The organism is Rahnella sp. 2050 (assembly GCF_040544515.1).
Classification (GTDB): domain Bacteria; phylum Pseudomonadota; class Gammaproteobacteria; order Enterobacterales; family Enterobacteriaceae; genus Rahnella; species Rahnella aceris.
Window position 1 is genome coordinate 13,559 of sequence record NZ_JBEPKE010000004.1, and the last position, 20,633, is coordinate 34,191.

At 51.0% G+C, this 20,633-nt stretch carries 20 protein-coding genes; 19 read left to right on the forward strand and 1 reads right to left on the reverse strand.

Annotated elements, in window-relative coordinates; all coding sequences use genetic code 11:
- The first annotated feature begins 168 nt into the window (after nucleotides 1-168).
- The 19 genes from mnmG to phoU all read left to right on the forward strand — a co-directional run bounded on the left by mnmG (nucleotide 169) and on the right by phoU (nucleotide 19,841).
- A complete protein-coding gene (mnmG, locus tag ABIC79_RS16160) occupies nucleotides 169-2,058 on the forward strand; it encodes a tRNA uridine-5-carboxymethylaminomethyl(34) synthesis enzyme MnmG (RefSeq protein WP_112152011.1) in 1,890 nt (629 codons plus the stop codon).
- A gap of 129 nt (nucleotides 2,059-2,187) precedes the next feature.
- Entirely contained in the window at nucleotides 2,188-2,808 is a 621-nt protein-coding gene (gene rsmG, locus ABIC79_RS16165) for a 16S rRNA (guanine(527)-N(7))-methyltransferase RsmG (RefSeq protein ID WP_013577677.1), read from the forward strand.
- Nucleotides 2,809-3,457: 649 nt separating this feature from the next.
- On the forward strand, nucleotides 3,458-3,856 hold the full coding sequence (gene atpI, locus ABIC79_RS16170; protein ID WP_013577678.1) for a F0F1 ATP synthase subunit I: 399 nt from the start codon (nucleotides 3,458-3,460) through the stop codon (nucleotides 3,854-3,856).
- Between the two features lie 22 nt (nucleotides 3,857-3,878).
- The gene (gene atpB / locus ABIC79_RS16175) at nucleotides 3,879-4,661 is read left to right on the forward strand and encodes a F0F1 ATP synthase subunit A (protein WP_013577679.1); all 783 of its coding nucleotides are present in this window, start codon (nucleotides 3,879-3,881) and stop codon (nucleotides 4,659-4,661) included.
- Nucleotides 4,662-4,710: 49 nt separating this feature from the next.
- On the forward strand, nucleotides 4,711-4,950 hold the full coding sequence (atpE, locus tag ABIC79_RS16180; protein ID WP_004093904.1) for a F0F1 ATP synthase subunit C: 240 nt from the start codon (nucleotides 4,711-4,713) through the stop codon (nucleotides 4,948-4,950).
- Between the two features lie 65 nt (nucleotides 4,951-5,015).
- Nucleotides 5,016-5,486: a F0F1 ATP synthase subunit B gene (gene atpF, locus ABIC79_RS16185; protein ID WP_013577680.1), complete on the forward strand. Its 471-nt coding sequence runs from the start codon at nucleotides 5,016-5,018 to the stop codon at nucleotides 5,484-5,486.
- 14 nt (nucleotides 5,487-5,500) lie between these two features.
- Nucleotides 5,501-6,034 carry a F0F1 ATP synthase subunit delta gene (atpH, locus tag ABIC79_RS16190; RefSeq protein ID WP_013577681.1) on the forward strand — a complete coding sequence of 178 codons (534 nt, stop codon included), beginning with the start codon at nucleotides 5,501-5,503 and terminating at the stop codon, nucleotides 6,032-6,034.
- A gap of 12 nt (nucleotides 6,035-6,046) precedes the next feature.
- Nucleotides 6,047-7,588, forward strand: a complete 1,542-nt coding sequence (gene atpA, locus ABIC79_RS16195; protein ID WP_013577682.1) for a F0F1 ATP synthase subunit alpha — start codon at nucleotides 6,047-6,049, stop codon at nucleotides 7,586-7,588.
- A 71-nt stretch (nucleotides 7,589-7,659) separates the two neighbouring features.
- A complete protein-coding gene (gene atpG, locus ABIC79_RS16200; RefSeq protein WP_013577683.1) occupies nucleotides 7,660-8,523 on the forward strand; it encodes a F0F1 ATP synthase subunit gamma in 864 nt (287 codons plus the stop codon).
- 32 nt (nucleotides 8,524-8,555) lie between these two features.
- Nucleotides 8,556-9,938, forward strand: coding sequence for a F0F1 ATP synthase subunit beta (gene atpD, locus ABIC79_RS16205; RefSeq protein ID WP_013577684.1), 1,383 nt, complete (start codon nucleotides 8,556-8,558; stop codon nucleotides 9,936-9,938).
- Between the two features lie 27 nt (nucleotides 9,939-9,965).
- Nucleotides 9,966-10,388, forward strand: a complete 423-nt coding sequence (locus ABIC79_RS16210) for a F0F1 ATP synthase subunit epsilon (RefSeq protein ID WP_013577685.1) — start codon at nucleotides 9,966-9,968, stop codon at nucleotides 10,386-10,388.
- A gap of 271 nt (nucleotides 10,389-10,659) precedes the next feature.
- On the forward strand, nucleotides 10,660-12,030 hold the full coding sequence (gene glmU / locus ABIC79_RS16215; protein ID WP_013577686.1) for a bifunctional UDP-N-acetylglucosamine diphosphorylase/glucosamine-1-phosphate N-acetyltransferase GlmU: 1,371 nt from the start codon (nucleotides 10,660-10,662) through the stop codon (nucleotides 12,028-12,030).
- Nucleotides 12,031-12,162: 132 nt separating this feature from the next.
- Complete coding sequence (gene glmS, locus ABIC79_RS16220; protein WP_112152010.1) at nucleotides 12,163-13,992, forward strand: glutamine--fructose-6-phosphate transaminase (isomerizing); 1,830 nt, start codon at nucleotides 12,163-12,165, stop codon at nucleotides 13,990-13,992.
- Nucleotides 13,993-14,169: 177 nt separating this feature from the next.
- Nucleotides 14,170-15,042 carry a 23S rRNA pseudouridine(2604) synthase RluF gene (gene rluF, locus ABIC79_RS16225; protein ID WP_013577688.1) on the forward strand — a complete coding sequence of 291 codons (873 nt, stop codon included), beginning with the start codon at nucleotides 14,170-14,172 and terminating at the stop codon, nucleotides 15,040-15,042.
- Between the two features lie 216 nt (nucleotides 15,043-15,258).
- A complete protein-coding gene (gene pstS, locus ABIC79_RS16230; protein WP_013577689.1) occupies nucleotides 15,259-16,299 on the forward strand; it encodes a phosphate ABC transporter substrate-binding protein PstS in 1,041 nt (346 codons plus the stop codon).
- 94 nt (nucleotides 16,300-16,393) lie between these two features.
- Complete coding sequence (gene pstC, locus ABIC79_RS16235) at nucleotides 16,394-17,350, forward strand: phosphate ABC transporter permease PstC (protein ID WP_013577690.1); 957 nt, start codon at nucleotides 16,394-16,396, stop codon at nucleotides 17,348-17,350.
- A gap of 1 nt (nucleotide 17,351) precedes the next feature.
- Nucleotides 17,352-18,239 carry a phosphate ABC transporter permease PstA gene (gene pstA / locus ABIC79_RS16240; protein WP_013577691.1) on the forward strand — a complete coding sequence of 296 codons (888 nt, stop codon included), beginning with the start codon at nucleotides 17,352-17,354 and terminating at the stop codon, nucleotides 18,237-18,239.
- Between the two features lie 92 nt (nucleotides 18,240-18,331).
- A complete protein-coding gene (pstB, locus tag ABIC79_RS16245; protein ID WP_013577692.1) occupies nucleotides 18,332-19,099 on the forward strand; it encodes a phosphate ABC transporter ATP-binding protein PstB in 768 nt (255 codons plus the stop codon).
- Between the two features lie 10 nt (nucleotides 19,100-19,109).
- Nucleotides 19,110-19,841 (forward strand): phosphate signaling complex protein PhoU, encoded by a 732-nt coding sequence (phoU, locus tag ABIC79_RS16250; protein WP_013577693.1) that lies wholly within the window; start codon nucleotides 19,110-19,112, stop codon nucleotides 19,839-19,841.
- 84 nt (nucleotides 19,842-19,925) lie between these two features.
- Here the strand turns inward: phoU and ABIC79_RS16255 are convergent, their stop codons facing one another.
- Nucleotides 19,926-20,618 (reverse strand): TetR/AcrR family transcriptional regulator, encoded by a 693-nt coding sequence (locus ABIC79_RS16255; protein ID WP_013577694.1) that lies wholly within the window; start codon nucleotides 20,616-20,618, stop codon nucleotides 19,926-19,928.
- Nucleotides 20,619-20,633 lie beyond the last annotated feature (15 nt).

Consider the following 20,633-nt stretch of genomic DNA (forward strand, 5'->3'; position numbering starts at 1 on the left):
GAGGATCGCGATCCTAATAGAAGTATTAATAAGAGATCTTTAAATAAAAAAGATCTTCTTTTAATTAGTGAAGATCCCCGGGGACTTGTGGAAGCTCAAAACTTGAGTAGAATCCCTCCTCCCAACGCCATACAAAGAAAGTTCGCTTGAACGCCGAGGTGCAGTCGCATGTTTTATCCGGATCAATTTGACGTCATCATCATAGGTGGTGGTCATGCAGGTACTGAAGCCGCAATGGCTTCTGCACGCATGGGACGTCAGACCTTATTATTAACCCACAATATCGACACGCTGGGACAGATGTCGTGTAACCCGGCAATTGGCGGGATCGGGAAAGGACATCTGGTAAAAGAAGTCGACGCATTGGGCGGACTGATGGCTACGGCTATCGATCATGCGGGTATTCAGTTTAGGATACTAAACGCAAGCAAAGGCCCGGCAGTCAGGGCAACACGTGCTCAAGCTGACCGCGTTCTGTACCGTCAGGCCGTCCGTACCGCCCTGGAAAACCAGCCAAACCTGATGATCTTCCAGCAACCTGTTGAAGACCTGATCGTCGAAAACGATCGTGTGGTCGGTGCTGTGACCAAAATGGGGCTGAAATTCCGCGCTAAAGCGGTTGTACTGACTGTCGGCACCTTCCTGGACGGAAAGATCCACATAGGTCTGGAAAACTACAGCGGTGGCCGTGCAGGGGATCCTCCGGCGATCTCTTTGTCTCAACGTTTGCGTGAATTGCCTTTACGCGTTAACCGTCTTAAAACCGGTACACCTCCGCGTATTGATGCCCGGACCATTGATTTCAGTGTTCTGGCACAACAGCATGGTGATAATCCGGCACCGGTATTCTCGTTCATGGGCAATGTGTCGCAACATCCGCGCCAGATCCCGTGTTACATGACCTATACCAACGAAAAAACCCATGACGTGATCCGCAATAATCTGGATCGCAGCCCGATGTATGCCGGGATCATCGAAGGGATCGGCCCGCGTTACTGCCCGTCGATCGAAGATAAAGTCATGCGTTTTGCCGATCGCAATTCTCATCAGATCTTCCTTGAACCGGAAGGCCTGACCAGCAATGAAGTTTATCCAAACGGAATTTCCACCAGCCTGCCATTCGATGTGCAGATGCAGATCGTCCGGTCTATGCAGGGGATGGAAAATGCCGTTATTGTTCGTCCGGGTTATGCGATTGAATACGATTTCTTCGATCCGCGTGATTTGAAACCGACGCTGGAAAGTAAATTTATCGCCGGTCTGTTCTTTGCCGGACAAATCAACGGTACGACGGGTTACGAAGAAGCCGCTGCACAGGGCTTACTCGCTGGCATGAATGCTGCCCGTAGTGCCAGCGAAGAAGAGGGCTGGGCGCCACGTCGCGATCAAGCTTATCTCGGTGTGCTGGTTGATGACCTGTGTACGCTGGGCACCAAAGAACCGTACCGGATGTTTACATCACGCGCTGAATATCGACTGATGCTGCGCGAAGACAATGCCGATTTACGCCTGACAGAAAAAGGCCGTGAATTAGGTCTGGTTGACGATGCCCGCTGGGCGCGGTTCAACGAAAAACTGGAAATGATCGAACAGGAACGTCAGCGTCTGCGTGGTATCTGGGTGAACCCTCATCACGCGCAGGTTGAAGAGATTAATGCACATCTTTCTGCACCGCTTTCTAAAGAAGCCAGTGCAGAAGAACTGCTGCGTCGTCCTGAAATGACCTATGAGCTGATTACCCGTCTTTCTCCGTTCGCACCTTCTGTCCCGGATGTGCAGGCAGCAGAACAGGTTGAAATTCAGATCAAATATGAAGGCTATATCGCCCGTCAGCAGGAAGAGATCGAAAAACAGCAGCGTAACGAAAACACTGTGTTGCCTGTTGATCTTGATTACCGCCAGGTTAATGGTCTTTCCAATGAAGTGATCGCCAAGCTTAACGATCACAAGCCGACCTCCATTGGTCAGGCATCGCGGATCTCGGGTATTACGCCGGCAGCTATCTCGATCTTGCTGATCTGGCTTAAAAAACAAGGCTTACTGCGCCGTAGCGCATAACTCACCTCTCTTATGACCGCCCTTTGAAAACAAAGCGGCGGTCAGTTCTTACTTTTCCCATCTTTCTGAGTGTTTTATCATTTCTCAACCGGGCTGTTCCCGAATATCGACTCTTTCTGAGGATTCACTGTGCAAAAGAAACTGGACTCGCTGCTTGCTGCGGCAGGAATAGCGTTACCCGATCAGCAAAAACAGCAACTGATTGGCTATGTGGAACTGCTGCATAAGTGGAACAAAGCCTATAACCTGACGTCTGTCCGTGACCCGATGCAGATGCTGGTACGCCATATCATGGACAGCATCGTAGTAAATGAGCATCTGCAGGGCAGCCGTTTCATCGACGTAGGCACAGGCCCTGGTTTACCGGGAATTCCTCTTGCCATCGTTCGCCCTGATTCACACTTTACGCTGCTGGACAGCCTGGGTAAGCGCGTACGCTTCCTGCGTCAGGTTCAGCATGAACTGGGGCTGAAAAATATCGAACCGGTACAAAGTCGTGTGGAAGAGTTTGAGCCAGACCCGTTGTTTGATGGGGTGATCAGCCGTGCTTTTGCGTCCCTGCAGGATATGCTTTCCTGGTGCCATCACCTGCCACAAAAAGGGCAGGGGCGTTTTTACGCCTTAAAAGGGGTGAGCCCTGATGATGAAATGGCGCTATTGCCGGAAGGTATCACTTTGGAATCGGTCATAAAACTGCAGGTACCAGAACTTGACGGGGAACGGCATCTCGTCATTCTTAGCTCAAACTAAAGTTGCGTTTTATCAAAAAATATTTAAAAAGCGCATGTGTTATTGCAGTTAAAATGAGCAGGCTAATTATATAGCGGTGACAAACACTCAATCACCGCTTTTTTACAGACTGATAGCATTTCAGAGATGTTTTTATTTTAATCCGGACTGTAATAGTCACTTTTGAAATTGAACGGTCATCAACCGGCTGATATTGAACTTGTAATGAAAATGTTGTTATTTGTTGGGTTGTTGTGTCAATAAATCGTGGTTATTTTTAAAGAAGATTGTTTAACGAACAGTGTCTTATTAACAAATTGATTTATAAAGATTTTAAAAGGCCTGATTAGCTAAAGACATTCAAACAGTGCAGGGTATATAAAGTGTCATGAGTTAATTATGTGATCCAGTGCACGCTTCTTTGTCGGGTGATGAAATAACCGTATCAAACCAAAAAGGGCAAATTCAGCTATAGTTTGGTTGTCAAAATAGTCGTGAAGGGGAAAATTTAAATAATTGTTCACCTTTTCGCTACTTATCCATTGAATTCGTCCCTGTGCCCCGTATAATTTGCTCGGTTTTTGCTGCTTGACTCAAAACAGTAAAGGCAGTGATATACGGCATTCAGTCTACCTCCAGCTAGGTACTTGATACGGAGAGAACAAACGTCATGTCTGTATCCGGTATTTTACACAGTACAAATAGTGTGAAGGTTGCCAGAAAGCTGTTGATACTGCAGTTATTGACCTTTGTTCTGCTCAGTGCAGTATTTGGTTTTAAAAGCCTGGAATGGACCACATCGGCTCTTATGGGTGGGTTGGCCGCCTGGGTGCCAAATGTACTGTTCATGCTGTTTGCATGGCGCCATCAGGCGCAAACAACGGTCTCTGGACGGGTTGCCTGGTCCTTTGCAATCGGAGAAGCGCTGAAGGTGCTGGTTACGGTGATCTTAATGGTTATCGCACTTGGCCTGTTTAAGGCGGCTTTTGCTCCGTTGGGGTTGGCCTATTTATCGGTGTTGATGACTCAGATTTTGGCACCGGCCGTCATTAACAGTTACCGTACTTAACTACTAAAGGGTAAGAGGCATCATGTCTGCATCAGGAGAAATCTCTACTCCACAAGAGTATATCGGTCACCATCTGACTCAGCTTCAGATTGGGACGGGATTCTGGTCGATTAACATCGATTCGATGTTTTTCTCCGTGTTCCTCGGAGTACTCTTTCTGGTTATTTTCCATCGCGTAGCCAAAAACGCCACCAGCGGTGTCCCGGGTAAACTGCAAACCGCAGTTGAACTGGTCGTTGGTTTCGTCGACAGCAGCGTACGTGACATGTATCACGGCAAAAGCAAAGTGATTGCACCTCTCGCGCTGACCGTCTTCGTCTGGGTGTTTATGATGAACCTGATGGATTTGCTGCCAATCGATTTGTTGCCGACTATCGGTGAAAAATTGCTTGGTCTGCCAGCGTTGCGTGTGGTTCCTACGGCTGACGTGAACATCACGTTGTCCATGGCACTCGGCGTATTCATTCTGATTCTTTTCTATAGCATTAAGATGAAAGGCTTTGGCGGTTTCATTAAAGAACTGACAATGCAGCCATTCAATCATCCGGTTTTCATTCCGATTAACCTGATTCTTGAAGGTGTCAGCCTGCTGTCTAAACCAGTTTCACTGGGTCTGCGACTGTTTGGCAATATGTATGCGGGTGAGTTGATCTTCATCCTTATTGCTGGCCTGTTGCCGTGGTGGTCACAGTGGATTCTAAATGTGCCTTGGGCCATTTTCCACATCCTGATCATTACGCTGCAAGCCTTTATTTTCATGGTTCTGACGATTGTCTATCTCTCGATGGCATCTGAAAAACACTGATTTTCTTTCAACACTACTGCGTTTTAACTGAAACAAACTGGAGACTGTCATGGAAAACCTGAGTATGGATCTGCTGTACATGGCTGCCGCTGTGATGATGGGCCTGGCGGCAATCGGTGCTGCAATCGGTATCGGCATCTTGGGTGGTAAATTCTTGGAAGGTGCTGCACGTCAGCCTGACCTGATCCCTCTGTTGCGTACACAGTTCTTTATCGTTATGGGTCTGGTCGATGCAATCCCAATGATTGCGGTTGGTCTGGGTCTGTACGTGATGTTTGCTGTCGCCTAACACTGAGCTTGCTCACTGTTAATCGAACTACATCAAATAATTCACTTTGAAAGAGGCATTGTGCTGTGAATCTTAACGCAACAATCCTCGGCCAGGCTATCGCGTTCGTCCTGTTTGTCTGGTTCTGCATGAAGTACGTATGGCCGCCAATTATGGCTGCCATCGAAAAACGTCAGAAAGAAATTTCTGAAGGTTTATCTTCCGCAGAACGTGCCAAAAAAGAGCTGGACTTAGCGCAAGCCGATGCGACCGACCAACTGAAGAAAGCCAAAGCTGAAGCTCAGGTAATCATCGATCAGGCGAACAAGCGTAAAGCTCAAATCGTCGACGAAGCAAAAGCTGAAGCCGAGCAGGAACGTAACAAGATCGTGTCGCAAGCCAAGGCAGAGATCGACGCCGAACGCCAACGCGCCCGTGAAGAGTTGCGTAAGCAAGTCGGAATTTTGGCCATTGCTGGCGCCGAGAAGATTATCGAACGTTCCGTGGATGAAGCTGCTAACAGCGACATCGTTGATAAACTGGTCGCTGAACTGTAAGGAGGGAGGGGCTGATGTCTGAATTTGTAACTGTAGCTCGCCCCTACGCCAAAGCAGCTTTTGACTTTGCCGTTGAGCACCAAAGCTTAGACCGCTGGCAGTCCATGTTAGCGTTCACGGCTGAAGTCACGCGCAATGAACAAATTGAAGAACTGCTTTCCGGTGCTAGCGCGCCTGAAACTTTGTCTAAAACGTTTATTGCCGTATGTGGTGACGAACTCGACGACGCAGGCCAAAACCTGATTAAGGTAATGGCTGAAAATGGACGTTTACGCGTTCTTCCGCAAGTGCTGGAGCAGTTTATTGAACTGCGCGCCTCTCTCGAGGCTGTTGCTGAAGTTGAAGTGACCTCAGCAAATCCGCTTTCGGAAGAACAGCAGGCAAAAATTGCTGCTGCGATGGAAAAACGTCTGTCTCGCAAAGTTAAGCTGAATTGCAAAATTGACAAGTCTGTTCTTGCCGGTGTCGTAATCCGTGCAGGTGATATGGTGATTGATGGCAGCGTTCGCAGTCGTCTAGAACGCCTGGCAGACGTCTTGCAGTCTTAAGGGGACTGGAGCATGCAACTGAATTCCACCGAAATCAGCGAACTGATCAAGCAGCGCATTGCTCAGTTCAATGTGGTGAGCGAAGCTCACAATGAAGGTACTATCGTTTCCGTCAGTGACGGGATCATCCGTGTGCACGGCTTAGCCGATGTCATGCAAGGCGAAATGATTGCGCTGCCGGGTAACCGCTACGCTATCGCCCTGAACCTGGAGCGTGACTCTGTAGGTGCCGTTGTAATGGGCCCTTACGCTGACCTCGCCGAAGGTATGAAAGTAAAATGTACTGGCCGTATCCTGGAAGTTCCAGTTGGCCGTGGCCTGCTGGGCCGCGTGGTTAACACCCTGGGTGCGCCAATTGATGGTAAAGGTCCGGTAGAGCACGACGGCTTCTCAGCTGTTGAAGCAATCGCACCTGGCGTTATCGAACGTCAGTCGGTAGATGAACCTGTGCAGACAGGTTATAAGTCCGTTGATGCCATGATCCCAATTGGTCGTGGTCAACGTGAACTGGTCATCGGCGACCGTCAAACCGGTAAAACAGCTCTGGCGATCGATGCGATCATCAACCAGCGCGATTCCGGCATCAAATGTATCTATGTGGCTATCGGCCAGAAAGCGTCCACCATTTCTAACGTGGTTCGTAAACTGGAAGAGCACGGCGCACTGGCAAACACCATCGTTGTTGTTGCAACTGCGTCAGAATCTGCTGCACTGCAATACCTGGCACCGTATTCCGGTTGCGCAATGGGTGAATACTTCCGTGACCGCGGTGAAGACGCACTGATCGTTTATGATGACCTGTCTAAACAGGCTGTTGCTTACCGTCAGATTTCCCTGCTGCTTCGTCGTCCACCTGGTCGTGAAGCTTACCCAGGCGACGTTTTCTATCTTCACTCCCGTCTGCTGGAACGTGCTGCGCGTGTTAACGCCGAGTATGTTGAAGCATTCACCAAAGGTGAAGTGAAAGGCAAAACCGGTTCCCTGACTGCGCTTCCAATTATCGAAACGCAAGCGGGTGACGTTTCCGCGTTCGTTCCGACCAACGTAATCTCGATTACCGATGGTCAGATCTTCCTGGAATCTAACCTGTTCAACGCCGGTATTCGTCCTGCGGTTAACCCGGGTATTTCGGTATCCCGTGTTGGTGGTGCTGCTCAGACTAAGATCATGAAGAAACTGTCCGGTGGTATTCGTACCGCTCTGGCACAGTATCGTGAGCTGGCTGCGTTCTCGCAGTTCGCTTCTGATCTGGATGAGGCAACCCGTAAACAGCTGAACCACGGTCAGAAAGTGACTGAGCTGCTGAAACAGAAACAATACGCTCCGATGTCAATCGTTGCGCAGTCTCTGATCATCTTCGCAGCAGAACGTGGTTATCTGGAAGACGTTGAGTTGTCTAAAGTCGGTAGCTTCGAAGCTGCACTGTTGGCTTACGCTGACCGTGAGCACGGCGAGCTTCTGCAGCAAATCAACCAAACTGGTGCGTATAACGATGAGATCGAGGGTAAATTCAAAAATATCCTCGATACCTTCAAAGCAACCCAGTCCTGGTAACACCTCGCGGCCTTGCTGCCCTGCCTCTGGCAGATAAGCAGCAGGCCGTTTGGTAATGAGGAGAAGCAGAGATGGCCGGCGGAAAAGAGATACGTAGTAAGATCAGCAGCGTGCAAAACACGCAAAAGATCACTAAAGCGATGGAAATGGTCGCCGCCTCCAAAATGCGTAAAACGCAGGATCGCATGGCGGCCAGCCGTCCTTATGCAGAAACCATTCGTGAAGTGATTGGTCACCTTGCGCTTGGTAATCTGGAATACAAGCACCCGTACCTGGATGAGCGTGAAATTAAGCGTGTCGGGTATCTGGTGGTGTCTACCGACCGTGGTCTTTGTGGTGGTCTGAACATTAACCTGTTCAAAAAACTGCTGTCAGAGATGAAAGGCTGGTCCGAAAAAGGTGTTGAAGTTGATCTCGCACTGATCGGTTCCAAAGCAGCCTCTTTTTTCGGCTCCGTTGGGGGCAACGTTGTTGCTCAGGTGACTGGCATGGGGGATAACCCTTCCCTGTCAGAACTGATCGGGCCGGTGAAAGTGATGTTGCAGGCTTTCGACGAAGGTCGCTTAGACAAGTTATGCGTTGTTAGCAATAAATTCGTCAATACCATGTCTCAGGAACCACGTATCGTTCAGTTGTTGCCTCTGCCACCAGCAGAAGACGGCGAACTGGCGAAAAAATCCTGGGATTACCTGTATGAGCCGGACCCTAAAGCACTGTTGGATACTCTCCTGCGTCGCTATGTGGAGTCCCAGGTTTATCAGGGCGTCGTAGAAAACCTGGCCAGCGAACAGGCCGCGCGAATGGTAGCGATGAAAGCCGCAACCGATAACGGCGGCAGCCTGATCAAAGAGCTGCAGTTGGTATACAACAAAGCTCGTCAGGCCAGCATCACTCAGGAACTCACCGAGATCGTCGGGGGAGCCTCCGCGGTTTAAGCTAGGTTTACGAATTACGTAGAGGATTCAAGATGGCTACTGGAAAGATTATCCAGGTAATCGGCGCCGTGGTGGACGTCGAGTTCCCTCAGGATGCAGTACCGAACGTGTACAATGCTCTTGAGGTAGAAAACGGTACCTCCAAACTGGTGCTGGAAGTACAGCAACAGTTAGGCGGCGGCGTTGTTCGTTGTATCGCAATGGGTACCTCAGACGGCCTGCGTCGCGGTCTGAAAGTGAACAACCTGGAACACCCAATTGAAGTACCGGTGGGTAAAGCGACTCTGGGTCGTATCATGAACGTATTGGGTGAACCAATCGACATGAAAGGTGCGATCGGCGAAGAAGAACGTCGTGCGATCCACCGCGCTGCGCCTTCTTATGAAGAGCTGGCAAACTCCCAGGAACTGCTGGAAACCGGTATCAAAGTTATGGACCTGATGTGTCCGTTCGCTAAGGGCGGTAAAGTCGGTCTGTTCGGTGGTGCGGGTGTTGGTAAGACTGTAAACATGATGGAGCTGATCCGTAACATCGCGATCGAGCACTCCGGTTATTCTGTGTTTGCAGGTGTGGGTGAACGTACTCGTGAGGGTAACGACTTCTATCACGAAATGACCGACTCCAACGTTATCGACAAAGTTTCCCTGGTGTATGGTCAGATGAATGAGCCACCAGGTAACCGTCTGCGCGTTGCACTGACCGGTCTGACCATGGCGGAGAAATTCCGTGACGAAGGTCGTGACGTACTGCTGTTCGTTGACAACATTTACCGTTACACCCTGGCCGGTACCGAAGTGTCCGCACTTCTGGGCCGTATGCCATCAGCGGTAGGTTATCAGCCAACGCTGGCGGAAGAGATGGGCGCTCTGCAAGAACGTATCACCTCGACCAAAAGTGGTTCAATCACCTCCGTACAGGCCGTTTACGTTCCTGCGGATGACTTGACTGACCCATCTCCAGCTACCACCTTCGCTCACTTAGATGCGACCGTGGTTCTGAGCCGTCAGATCGCGTCACTGGGTATTTACCCGGCGGTTGACCCACTGGATTCCACCAGCCGTCAGCTGGATCCACTGGTTGTTGGTCAGGAGCACTACGATGTGGCTCGTGGCGTGCAGTCTATTCTGCAACGTTACCAGGAACTGAAAGACATCATCGCGATCCTGGGTATGGACGAGTTGTCAGAAGATGACAAACTGGTTGTATCCCGTGCGCGTAAAATTCAGCGCTTCCTGTCCCAGCCATTCTTCGTGGCCGAAGTCTTCACCGGTTCTCCGGGCAAGTTCGTATCGCTGAAAGATACCATTCGTGGTTTCAAAGGCATTATGGACGGCGACTACGATCACCTGCCGGAACAAGCGTTCTACATGGTTGGCACCATTGATGAAGCAGTGGAAAAAGCCAAGAAACTGTAACGCTAGCTTGTTGTGAGAGAGGATGACATGGCTGAAAAAGCTTACCATCTGGATGTTGTTAGTGCGGAAAAACGTATGTTTACCGGCATGGTACAAAAGATCCAGGTGACGGGTAGCGAAGGCGAACTGGGTATTTTCCCGGGGCATGCTCCGCTGCTCACCGCCATCAAGCCTGGCATGGTGCGCATTGTTAAAGAACACGGTGAAGAAGAGTATATCTATCTTTCCGGTGGCATCCTTGAGGTGCAACCGAATGCAACGACCGTGTTGGCTGATACTGCAATCCGTGGGCAAGACCTCGACGAAGCGCGCGCGCTTGAAGCTAAGCGCAAAGCGGAAGAACACATTAGTGGTTCTCACGGCGACGTTGATTACGCTCAGGCGTCAGCGGAACTGGCTAAGGCGATCGCGAAACTTCGCGTTATCGAACTGACCAGAAAAGCGATGTAACAACATCAGTTAGAAAAGCGACCTTCGGGTCGCTTTTTTTTTGCTTTTAATAAAGTGCATTTTCAGTGTTTTTCCCAAGGCTAATTTTCGCTTTTAATGGAATACTTGGGTGATTAACCGACACTTTACCCTCAGTTTTTTTGGTGTAGTCTATACAGCATACAACCCTTGCAGGCTGCGGCCTGCGGGCGGTTTTTGAAGCGAAATATGTAGTAATCCGCGCACTGAACGGGTTACTTTTGTCACTCAAATTGGATTTGTCAGGTTACCTATGTCGAACAGCGCACTGAGTGTGGTGATCCTTGCCGCGGGCAAGGGGACACGCATGTACTCCAACCTTCCGAAAGTTCTTCACCCATTGGCTGGCAAGCCAATGGTTCAGCACGTCATTGATGCGGCCACGCAAGTGGGTGCCCGGAACGTGCATCTGGTCTATGGCCACGGTGGCGATTTACTGAAGAAAAATCTGGCAGGCAGTGATCTGAACTGGGTATTGCAGGCAGAGCAACTGGGGACCGGTCATGCGATGCAGCAGGCGGCGCCGTTCTTTGCCGATGATGAAGATGTGCTGATGCTGTACGGCGATGTTCCGCTGATTTCCGTCGACACCCTGAACGAATTACTCAAAGCCAAGCCCGATGGCGGCATTGGTTTACTGACCGTCGTGCTGGATGACCCGACCGGTTATGGCCGTATCGTTCGTGAGAATGGCATTGTTACCGGCATTATTGAGCAGAAAGATGCCAGCGAAGAACAGCTGAAAATTCAGGAAATTAACACCGGTATCCTGGTCGCTAACGGCGCGTCATTCAAACGCTGGCTCGGGCAGCTGAATAACAACAATGCGCAGGGTGAATACTACATCACCGATATTATTGCGATGGCGCATGCGGAAGGACATCTGATCGCCACCGTTCATCCGGCGCGAAACAGCGAAGTGGATGGTGTGAATAACCGCCTGCAACTTTCCCGTCTTGAGCGCGTATATCAGAGTGAACAGGCAGAGCGTCTGTTGCTCGAAGGCGTGATGCTGATGGATCCAGCGCGGTTTGATCTGCGCGGTGAACTGTCTCACGGCATCGATGTACTGATCGACACCAATGTCATTATCGAAGGTCACGTGAAACTGGGTGATCGCGTCAAAATCGGTGCGGGCTGCGTGCTGAAAAATTGCGTGATTGGCGATGACTGTGAAGTCAGCCCTTACAGCGTGTTCGAAGATGCGGTGCTGGAAAGCGGTTGTACGGTCGGGCCTTTCGCCCGTCTGCGCCCCGGCGCTGAACTGGCTGAAGGCGCGCATGTCGGCAATTTCGTCGAAATCAAAAAAGCGCGTCTCGGCAAAGGCTCTAAAGCTGGTCATCTCTCCTACCTTGGTGATGCTGATATTGGGGATAACGTTAACATCGGCGCGGGTACCATCACCTGCAACTACGACGGCGTAAACAAGCATAAGACCATCATCGGTAACGATGTCTTTGTGGGGTCAGATTCTCAGCTGGTAGCGCCAGTCACTGTGGGTAATAACGTGACGATCGCCGCCGGTACAACGGTCACGCGCGACGTGCCGGACAATGGTTTACTGTTAAGCCGGGTGCCGCAGGTGCATAAACCTGACTGGCAGAAACCGGTGAAGAAAAAATAAGCTGTTCATAATAATCCCCAACTCTCTACAAGGCTCGGGGAACCGCAAGTACACCGGAAAACGGGGCTTGCGGATAAATCAGGTCAGGCATCAAAAAAGGTCCCGAAAAGACCTTCAATAGGAATAAAACTGATGTGTGGAATTGTAGGCGCAGTAGCGCAACGCGATATTGCTGAAATTCTGTTGGAAGGTTTACGCCGTCTCGAATACCGCGGTTATGACTCAGCCGGTCTGGCTGTCATTGATGCTGACGGGAAAATGGGGCGCTTGCGTCGTCTGGGTAAAGTCCAGATGCTGTCTGATGCACTCGATGAACATCCTTTGCATGGTGGCACCGGTATTGCTCACACGCGATGGGCAACCCATGGCGAACCTTCTGAAGCGAATGCTCACCCGCATGTGTCTGATTACATTGCTGTGGTGCATAACGGCATTATCGAAAACCACGAACCTCTGCGTGAATTGTTGATTGAACGCGGCTACCGTTTTGATTCTGAAACAGATACCGAAGTGATCGCGCATCTGGTGCATTGGGAACAACTCCAGGGCGGTACGCTGCTCGAAGTGGTCCAGCGCGTTATCCCGCAACTGCGTGGTGCCTACGGCACGGTGGTGATGGATCGCCGCGATCCGTCTGTTCTGGTCGCTGCCCGTTCCGGCAGCCCGCTGGTGATTGGTCGTGGTGTGGGTGAAAACTTCATTGCCTCCGATCAGCTGGCGCTGTTACCTGTGACCCGCCGCTTCCTGTTCCTGGAAGAAGGCGATGTTGCTGAAGTTAAGCGCCGTTCCGTCAGCGTATATGACAAAAATGGTCATGCCGTTGAGCGTGAAGAAATCGAATCCAAAGTGCAGTACGACGCCGGTGATAAAGGCGTTTACCGCCACTACATGCAAAAAGAAATCTACGAACAGCCGCTGGCCATTAAAAACACCCTGGAAGGCCGTTTCAGCCACGGCGAAGTGAATCTGAGCGAGCTGGGCGAAAAAGCGGACGAAATTCTGTCCCGTGTTCAGCACGTGCAGATTATCGCCTGCGGTACGTCATATAACTCCGGGATGGTGGCGCGTTACTGGTTTGAGTCACTGGCTGGCATGCCTTGTGATGTCGAGATCGCTTCGGAATTCCGCTATCGCAAATCTGCTGTTCGTCCGGGCAGCCTGATCATCACGCTGTCTCAGTCGGGTGAAACGGCTGATACGCTGGCAGCGCTGCGTCTGTCGAAAGAGCTGGGTTATCTTGGTTCGCTGGCAGTATGCAACGTGGCTGGTTCTTCTCTGGTGCGTGAATCCGATCTGGCGCTGATGACCAAAGCGGGCACCGAAATCGGTGTGGCCTCAACCAAAGCTTTCACCACGCAGCTGACCGTTCTGCTGATGCTGGTGGCGCGTATGGGCCGCCTGAAAGGGATGAGTCCGCAAGTTGAGCACGACATTGTTCACGCGCTTCAGGCGTTGCCTGCGCGCATCGAACAAATGCTGTCGCTGGATAAGACTATCGAAACACTGGCTGAAGGTTTCTCTGATAAACATCACGCCCTGTTCCTTGGCCGTGGCGATCAATATCCGATCGCGATGGAAGGTGCGCTGAAGCTGAAAGAGATTTCGTATATCCACGCTGAAGCCTATGCGGCAGGCGAGCTGAAACATGGCCCGCTGGCGCTGATTGATGCGGATATGCCGGTGATCGTGGTTGCGCCCAATAACGAATTGCTGGAAAAACTGAAGTCGAATATCGAAGAAGTGCGTGCACGTGGCGGTTTACTGTATGTCTTCGCCGATCAGGACGCGGGTTTTGTCGACAGTGACGGTATGAAGATTATTCAGCTGCCTCACGTTGAAGAAATCGTCGCTCCGATTTTCTACACCGTACCGCTCCAGTTGCTGTCCTACTACGTTGCGCTGATTAAAGGCACCGATGTTGACCAGCCACGTAATCTGGCGAAGTCTGTGACTGTCGAATAAGACTGTCCGGTTTCAGCCATGTTATCTCTAAGCGCCTCCCGGGGCGCTTTTCTCTTTCCAGAATGTTGTTCTCCGGCTCTCTCTTTGTCAGCAGCCGGTCACGATTCTCTTCTCTCAGGCTTCGTAACCCGCCCCGGATAAGGTATAGTTCGCGTTTTTCTGAAGGTACCCCGCTGAATGCTGACCAACTCCTCCATTCGTCTCAACAAATACATTAGCGAGAGCGGCATCTGCTCGCGCCGCGATGCTGATCGTTACATCGAACAGGGAAATGTTTTTATCAACGGCAGGCGTGCTGCGGTGGGTGCTCAGGTGTTTGCCGGCGATGTGGTGAAAGTGAATGGTCAGATTATTGAGCCGCGTGATGAAGAAGATCTGGTGCTTATTGCGCTGAACAAGCCCGTAGGCATTATCACCACGATGGAAGAGGGGGAGCGGGACAACATCCGCGATTTCGTTAACCACAGCAAACGCGTCTTCCCGATTGGCCGTCTGGACAAAGATTCGCAGGGCCTGATTTTACTGACCAATCACGGTGATCTGGTCAATAAAATCCTGCGTGCCGGTAACGACCACGAAAAAGAATATATCGTGACTGTCAATAAACCGATCACGGACGAGTTTATTGCCGGTATGGGCGCGGGTGTGCCGATGCTCGGCACCGTGACCAAGAAATGCAAAGTGAAGAAAGAAGCACCGATGGTGTTTCGCATTACGCTGGTGCAGGGACTTAACCGACAGATCCGCCGCATGACTAAGCATTTTGGTTTCGACGTCACTAAGCTTGAACGTGTGCGTATTATGAATATCAATCTGAAAGGATTACCGCTGGGCGAATGGCGTGATCTGACCGATGATGAACTGATCGAATTGTTTAAGCTGATTGAAAACTCTTCGTCTGAAGACAAACCGGCGAAAAAAGGGCCATCAAAACCTGCTCAGGCTAAAAAACCGGCTGTCACTAAAACGAAAAACAGCGAAAAACCTGAAGCAAATTCCGCATCCCGCAAGCGTTTTGCCCAGCCTGGCCGTAAGAAGAAGGGGCGTTAATTTACCCGCTTTTCATTATCCGCCGGTGTAATAACCGGCTTTTTCTGCTTAAAACTCCCGCATTTTGCCCGTATGGTTCGAATTGTGACCGGTGTCATAAAACTGTCATATAACGTACATTTTACTGTCACTAAACTGTCCTATTTTCCTCCTGTGCCAAACACTTTAATTAACGTCGACATCAGTCGGGAAGTTTAAAACCACCAGGAGTGGAACATGAAATTGATGCGTAACACCGTCGCCGGTCTTGTAGCAGCGACTTTCTCCCTCACAGCAATGTCTGCTTTCGCTGCCGCTAACCTGACTGGCGCTGGCGGTACCTTCCCAGCCCCTGTCTATGCTAAGTGGGCTGATGCATACCAGAAAGCAACCGGTACTCAGGTTAACTATCAGGGCATCGGTTCTTCCGGCGGCGTGAAACAAATCATCGCTAAAACCGTTGATTTCGGGGCATCTGATGCACCGATGAAAGAAGAAGATTTGAATAAAAACGGTCTGTTCCAGTTTCCTACTGTAATCGGCGGCGTGGTACTGGCTGTTAACATCCCGGGCATCAAATCCGGTCAGTTGACTCTGGATGGCGCAACGCTGGGTGATATTTACCTCGGTAAAATCAAAAAGTGGAACGATACGGCGATCACCAAGCTGAACCCGGGCGTGAAACTGCCAGACACTAACATCGCGGTGGTTCGCCGTGCTGACGGTTCCGGTACTTCCTTCGTATTCACCAGCTACCTGGCGAAAGTGAACAGCGAGTGGAAAGACAAAATCGGTGCAGGTTCTACTGTTAACTGGCCAACGGGTCTCGGCGGCAAGGGCAACGACGGCGTGGCCGCATTCGTACAGCGTCTGCCAGGTTCAATCGGTTACGTAGAATATGCTTATGCCAAGCAAAACAACCTGGCTTACACCAAGCTGGTAGATGCAGACGGCAAAGCCATCAGCCCGACAGAAGAATCCTTCAGTGCAGCCGCTAAAGGTGCAGACTGGAGCAAAACCTTCGCTCAGGACCTGACCAATCAGAAAGGTGATAATGCGTGGCCAATCAGCTCCACCACCTTCATCCTGATTTACAAAGACCAGCAAGATGCAGCGAAGGGTACCGAAGTGCTGAAGTTCTTCGACTGGGCTTACAAAAACGGTAACAAACTGACGACTGATTTGGATTACGCCGCACTGCCAGCTTCTGTTGTAGAACAGATCCGCGCAGCCTGGAAAACCAACATCAAAGACAGCAGCGGTAAAGCACTTTACTAGGATCTGACCTCGGGTCTGATATAGAGTACAAGTCTTCTGCTTCATTCCCTCTCCGGCCGGGGAGGGAATTAAATCTGAATTAAAAGAGAGTGGTATGGCTGAATACAAGCCGGCTATCAAGGCACCCAGCAAAAACGGTGACATCATCTTCGGCGCGCTGGTTAAACTGGCAGCGCTGATTGTGCTATTTATGTTGGGCGGCATTATCGTCTCGCTGTTTATTGCTTCCCTGCCGAGCATTGAAAAGTTCGGATTGTCCTTCCTGTGGACGAAAACCTGGGATGCACCGAACCAGCAATTTGGCGCACTGGTGCCGATTTACGGCACGGTCGTGACCTCCATTATTGCCCTGCTGATTGCTGTTCCCGTCAGCTTTGGTATCGCATTATTCCTTACCGAGCTGGCGCCGAACTGGATGAAACGCCCGCTGGGGATTGCTATTGAACTGCTGGCGGCGATCCCCAGTATTGTTTATGGCATGTGGGGGCTGTTCGTTTTCGCCCCGCTGTTTGCGCAGTATTTTCAGACGCCGTTGGGCGATGTACTTTCCGGTATCCCGATTGTTGGTGCCCTGTTCGCCGGTCCGGGTTTTGGTATCGGTATTCTGGCTGCAGGTGTCATCCTCGCCATTATGATCATCCCGTACATAGCTTCCGTCATGCGTGACGTGTTCGAGCAAACGCCGGTGATGATGAAAGAATCTGCTTACGGCATTGGTTGCACTACATGGGAAGTGATCTGGCGTATCGTGCTGCCGTTCACCAAAAATGGTGTGATCGGCGGCGTGATGTTAGGTCTGGGGCGCGCACTTGGCGAAACCATGGCGGTGACCTTCATTATCGGTAACACCTACCAGCTCGATAGCGCATCGCTGTACGCGCCGGGCAACAGCATTACCTCTGCACTGGCGAACGAATTCGCCGAAGCGGAAGCCGGGCTGCATACGTCTGCACTGATGGAACTGGGTCTGATCCTGTTTGTCATCACCTTTATTGTTTTGGCGCTGTCGAAAATGATGATCCTGCGTCTGGCTAAGAAAGAGGGCCGTTAAGATGACGACACTTGAAATGCAAAGTAATACTGCATTACTGGAATCGCGTCGCAAACGTCAGGCGTGGCGCCGTCAGAAGAACCGTCTGGCGCTGATGGTCTCCATGCTGACCATGGCGTTTGGTCTGTTCTGGCTGGTGTGGATCTTGTTCACCACGATCGTTAAAGGTGTTGACGGGATGTCGCTGGCGCTGTTCACAGAAAATACCCCGCCTCCGAATACGGCAGGCGGCGGTCTGGCTAACGCCATTGCAGGCAGCGGATTATTGATTTTGTGGGCAACGGTCATCGGTACGCCACTGGGCGTGATGGCGGGGATTTATCTGGCCGAATATGGACGTAAATCCTGGCTGGCTGAATTCATTCGTTTCATTAACGACATTCTGCTTTCCGCACCATCCATCGTTGTGGGCTTGTTTGTGTACACCATTATGGTGGCAAAAATGGGACACTTCTCCGGCTGGGCGGGCGTGCTTGCACTGGCATTGTTACAGATCCCGATTGTTATCCGTACCACGGAAAACATGCTGAAACTGGTGCCGGACAGCCTGCGTGAAGCGGCTTACGCACTGGGTACGCCGAAGTGGAAAATGATTTCGGCCATCACACTGAAAGCCTCAGTTTCCGGCATTATCACCGGGATCCTGCTGGCGATTGCCCGTATTGCCGGTGAAACCGCGCCGCTGTTGTTTACGTCGCTCTCCAACCAGTTCTGGAGCACCGACATGATGCAGCCGATTGCTAACCTGCCGGTCACCATCTTTAAGTTTGCGATGAGTCCGTTTGGCGAATGGCAACAACTGGCGTGGGCGGGTGTACTGCTGATTACCGTGTGTGTGCTGCTGCTGAACATTCTGGCGCGTGTGATTTTCGCCCCGAAAAAGCAATAAGCGAATTTATTATCGATGGCAGGTGATAGCGGCTGCCATCACTGTTTACCCGGCGTCGCCATGCGGCGCGCGAATAAGAGAGATGTCTGAGAATGACTGACGCATCCAACAGCAAAATTCAGGTTCGCGATCTGAACTTTTATTACGGCAAATTCCACGCGCTGAAAAATATTTCCCTGGATATTGCTAAGAACGAAGTCACGGCATTCATCGGCCCGTCAGGCTGTGGTAAATCCACGCTGCTGCGTACGTTTAACAAAATGTACCAGCTGTATCCGGAACAGCACGCTGAGGGTGAAATCCTGCTTGATGGCGAAAACATTCTGGTTGATAAGCAGGACATCGCGCTGCTGCGCGCCAAAGTCGGCATGGTCTTCCAGAAACCGACGCCATTCCCGATGTCGATTTACGACAACATCGCGTTTGGTGTCCGTCTGTTTGAAAAGCTGTCCCGCACGGATATGGACGAGCGTGTGCAATGGGCGCTGACCAAAGCTGCATTGTGGAATGAATCTAAAGACAAGTTGCACCAGAGTGGTTACAGCCTGTCCGGCGGCCAGCAACAGCGTTTGTGTATTGCACGTGGTATTGCGATCCGTCCTGACGTTCTGCTGCTCGATGAACCTTGCTCGGCGCTCGATCCGATTTCTACCGGCCGTATCGAAGAGCTGATCACCGAGTTAAAATCTGATTACACCGTGGTGATCGTGACCCACAACATGCAGCAGGCTGCGCGTTGTTCAGATCGCACTGCGTTTATGTATCTGGGCGAACTGATCGAATACAGCGACACTGACTCGCTGTTCACTTCACCAGCGCGCAAACAGACTGAAGATTACATTACTGGCCGCTACGGTTGAGGTACAAAGAATGGACAACCTGAACTTAAACAAACACATTTCTGGCCAGTTCAATGCTGAGCTTGAACATATCCGTACGCAGGTTCTGGCGATGGGCGGCCTGGTTGAGCAACAACTGACTGACGCCATCACGGCGATGCACAATCAGGATGCCGAACTGGCGCAACGCGTCATCAAAGGTGATGACAAAGTTAACCTGATGGAAGTGGCGATCGACGAAGCTTGTGTGCGCATCATTGCCAAGCGCCAGCCAACCGCCAGCGATTTACGTTTGGTGATGGCGATTATCAAAACCATTTCTGAACTCGAGCGTATCGGTGACGTGGCAGATAAAATCTGCCGCACGGCGCTGGAAAAATTCTCACATTTGCATCAGCCGTTGCTGGTCAGCCTGGAATCGCTGGGCCGCCATACCGTAGAGATGCTGCATGATGTGCTGGATGCGTTTGCGCGTATGGATCTTGACGAAGCGGTGCGTATTTACCGTGAAGATAAAAAAGTGGATCAGGAATATGAAGGCATTGTGCGCCAGCTGATGACCTACATGATGGAAGATCCACGCACGATTCCAAGCGTGCTGACCGCACTGTTCTGCGCCCGTTCTATCGAACGTATCGGTGACCGTTGCCAGAACATTTGCGAATTCATTTTCTACTTTGTGAAAGGTCAGGATTTCCGTCATGTGGGCGGCGATGCGCTGGATAAATTGCTGACAGACGGTAAAGATGTGCCGAAAGAATAAGGGTTTACTGACATCGCTCCACAAAAAAGGCCTCTGACGAGGCCTTTTTGCTTTCCGATCTATACCCGCGTCCGGTCAGCGCAATTATTTCATCACATAGCGCAGCGCGACCTGTACTGCCAACTGCCGGTAATGGGCGGTCTGTAAATCCACCTCATCCGGATTTTCAAACAAAGCGCCGAACGTATATTGGTTGGCGACCTGGTGCACACACAGGCTGCTGATGAGGCGGTGAACGTCGCGCGCCTGCGCATCTTCCTTAAACAGATGGCTTTGTTTGCCGCGTTCAAGGATATCTTCCAGCAGCGTTAATGCCGTTTTGTTGATCTCACGGATGCTGGTGGACTGGCGGATAAAGCGGCCGCGCAGCATGTTTTCTGTCGATACAATACGGATAAATTCCGGGTGTGAGACATGGAAATCGAAGCTGGCTTCTACCAGTTTGACGATCGCTTCCGCAGGTGGCAACGAAGATAAGTCCAGCTCCAGCTCGTGCTGGCGAATACCGCGATAAACGTGTTCCAGAACCAACATGTACAGGGCTTCTTTGGTCTTATAGTGGTAGACCACCATACGTTTCGTGGTGCTGGCATTGGAGGCGATATTTTCCATGCGCGCGCCCATCAGACCGGATTCAGCGAATTCAGCCAGAGCGCTGTCGAAAATGCGCTGCCTGAGTCCTATCGGATCATTTTTACGTCCCGGCGCCGGGGAACTTTGGCTGCTCAGCGTCTTATCCTCTTCATTAACCACATTCTCGCCACAGAGATTAACCATTGCTTAGCCCAGTTA

Excerpts from the sequence above, each read along its gene's own strand:
- mnmG (WP_112152011.1), top strand. The coding sequence starts at position 169 with ATGTTTTATCCGGATCAATTTGACGTCATCATCATAGGTGGTGGTCAT.
- ABIC79_RS16255 (WP_013577694.1), bottom strand. The coding sequence starts at position 20,618 with ATGGTTAATCTCTGTGGCGAGAATGTGGTTAATGAAGAGGATAAGACG.
- atpH (WP_013577681.1), top strand. The coding sequence starts at position 5,501 with ATGTCTGAATTTGTAACTGTAGCTCGCCCCTACGCCAAAGCAGCTTTT.
- rluF (WP_013577688.1), top strand. The coding sequence starts at position 14,170 with ATGCTGACCAACTCCTCCATTCGTCTCAACAAATACATTAGCGAGAGC.
- glmU (WP_013577686.1), top strand. The coding sequence starts at position 10,660 with ATGTCGAACAGCGCACTGAGTGTGGTGATCCTTGCCGCGGGCAAGGGG.
- atpB (WP_013577679.1), top strand. The coding sequence starts at position 3,879 with ATGTCTGCATCAGGAGAAATCTCTACTCCACAAGAGTATATCGGTCAC.
- pstB (WP_013577692.1), top strand. The coding sequence starts at position 18,332 with ATGACTGACGCATCCAACAGCAAAATTCAGGTTCGCGATCTGAACTTT.
- atpA (WP_013577682.1), top strand. The coding sequence starts at position 6,047 with ATGCAACTGAATTCCACCGAAATCAGCGAACTGATCAAGCAGCGCATT.
- atpG (WP_013577683.1), top strand. The coding sequence starts at position 7,660 with ATGGCCGGCGGAAAAGAGATACGTAGTAAGATCAGCAGCGTGCAAAAC.
- pstS (WP_013577689.1), top strand. The coding sequence starts at position 15,259 with ATGAAATTGATGCGTAACACCGTCGCCGGTCTTGTAGCAGCGACTTTC.
- phoU (WP_013577693.1), top strand. The coding sequence starts at position 19,110 with ATGGACAACCTGAACTTAAACAAACACATTTCTGGCCAGTTCAATGCT.
- atpI (WP_013577678.1), top strand. The coding sequence starts at position 3,458 with ATGTCTGTATCCGGTATTTTACACAGTACAAATAGTGTGAAGGTTGCC.
- pstA (WP_013577691.1), top strand. The coding sequence starts at position 17,352 with ATGACGACACTTGAAATGCAAAGTAATACTGCATTACTGGAATCGCGT.
- atpE (WP_004093904.1), top strand. The coding sequence starts at position 4,711 with ATGGAAAACCTGAGTATGGATCTGCTGTACATGGCTGCCGCTGTGATG.
- atpD (WP_013577684.1), top strand. The coding sequence starts at position 8,556 with ATGGCTACTGGAAAGATTATCCAGGTAATCGGCGCCGTGGTGGACGTC.
- pstC (WP_013577690.1), top strand. The coding sequence starts at position 16,394 with ATGGCTGAATACAAGCCGGCTATCAAGGCACCCAGCAAAAACGGTGAC.
- ABIC79_RS16210 (WP_013577685.1), top strand. The coding sequence starts at position 9,966 with ATGGCTGAAAAAGCTTACCATCTGGATGTTGTTAGTGCGGAAAAACGT.
- glmS (WP_112152010.1), top strand. The coding sequence starts at position 12,163 with ATGTGTGGAATTGTAGGCGCAGTAGCGCAACGCGATATTGCTGAAATT.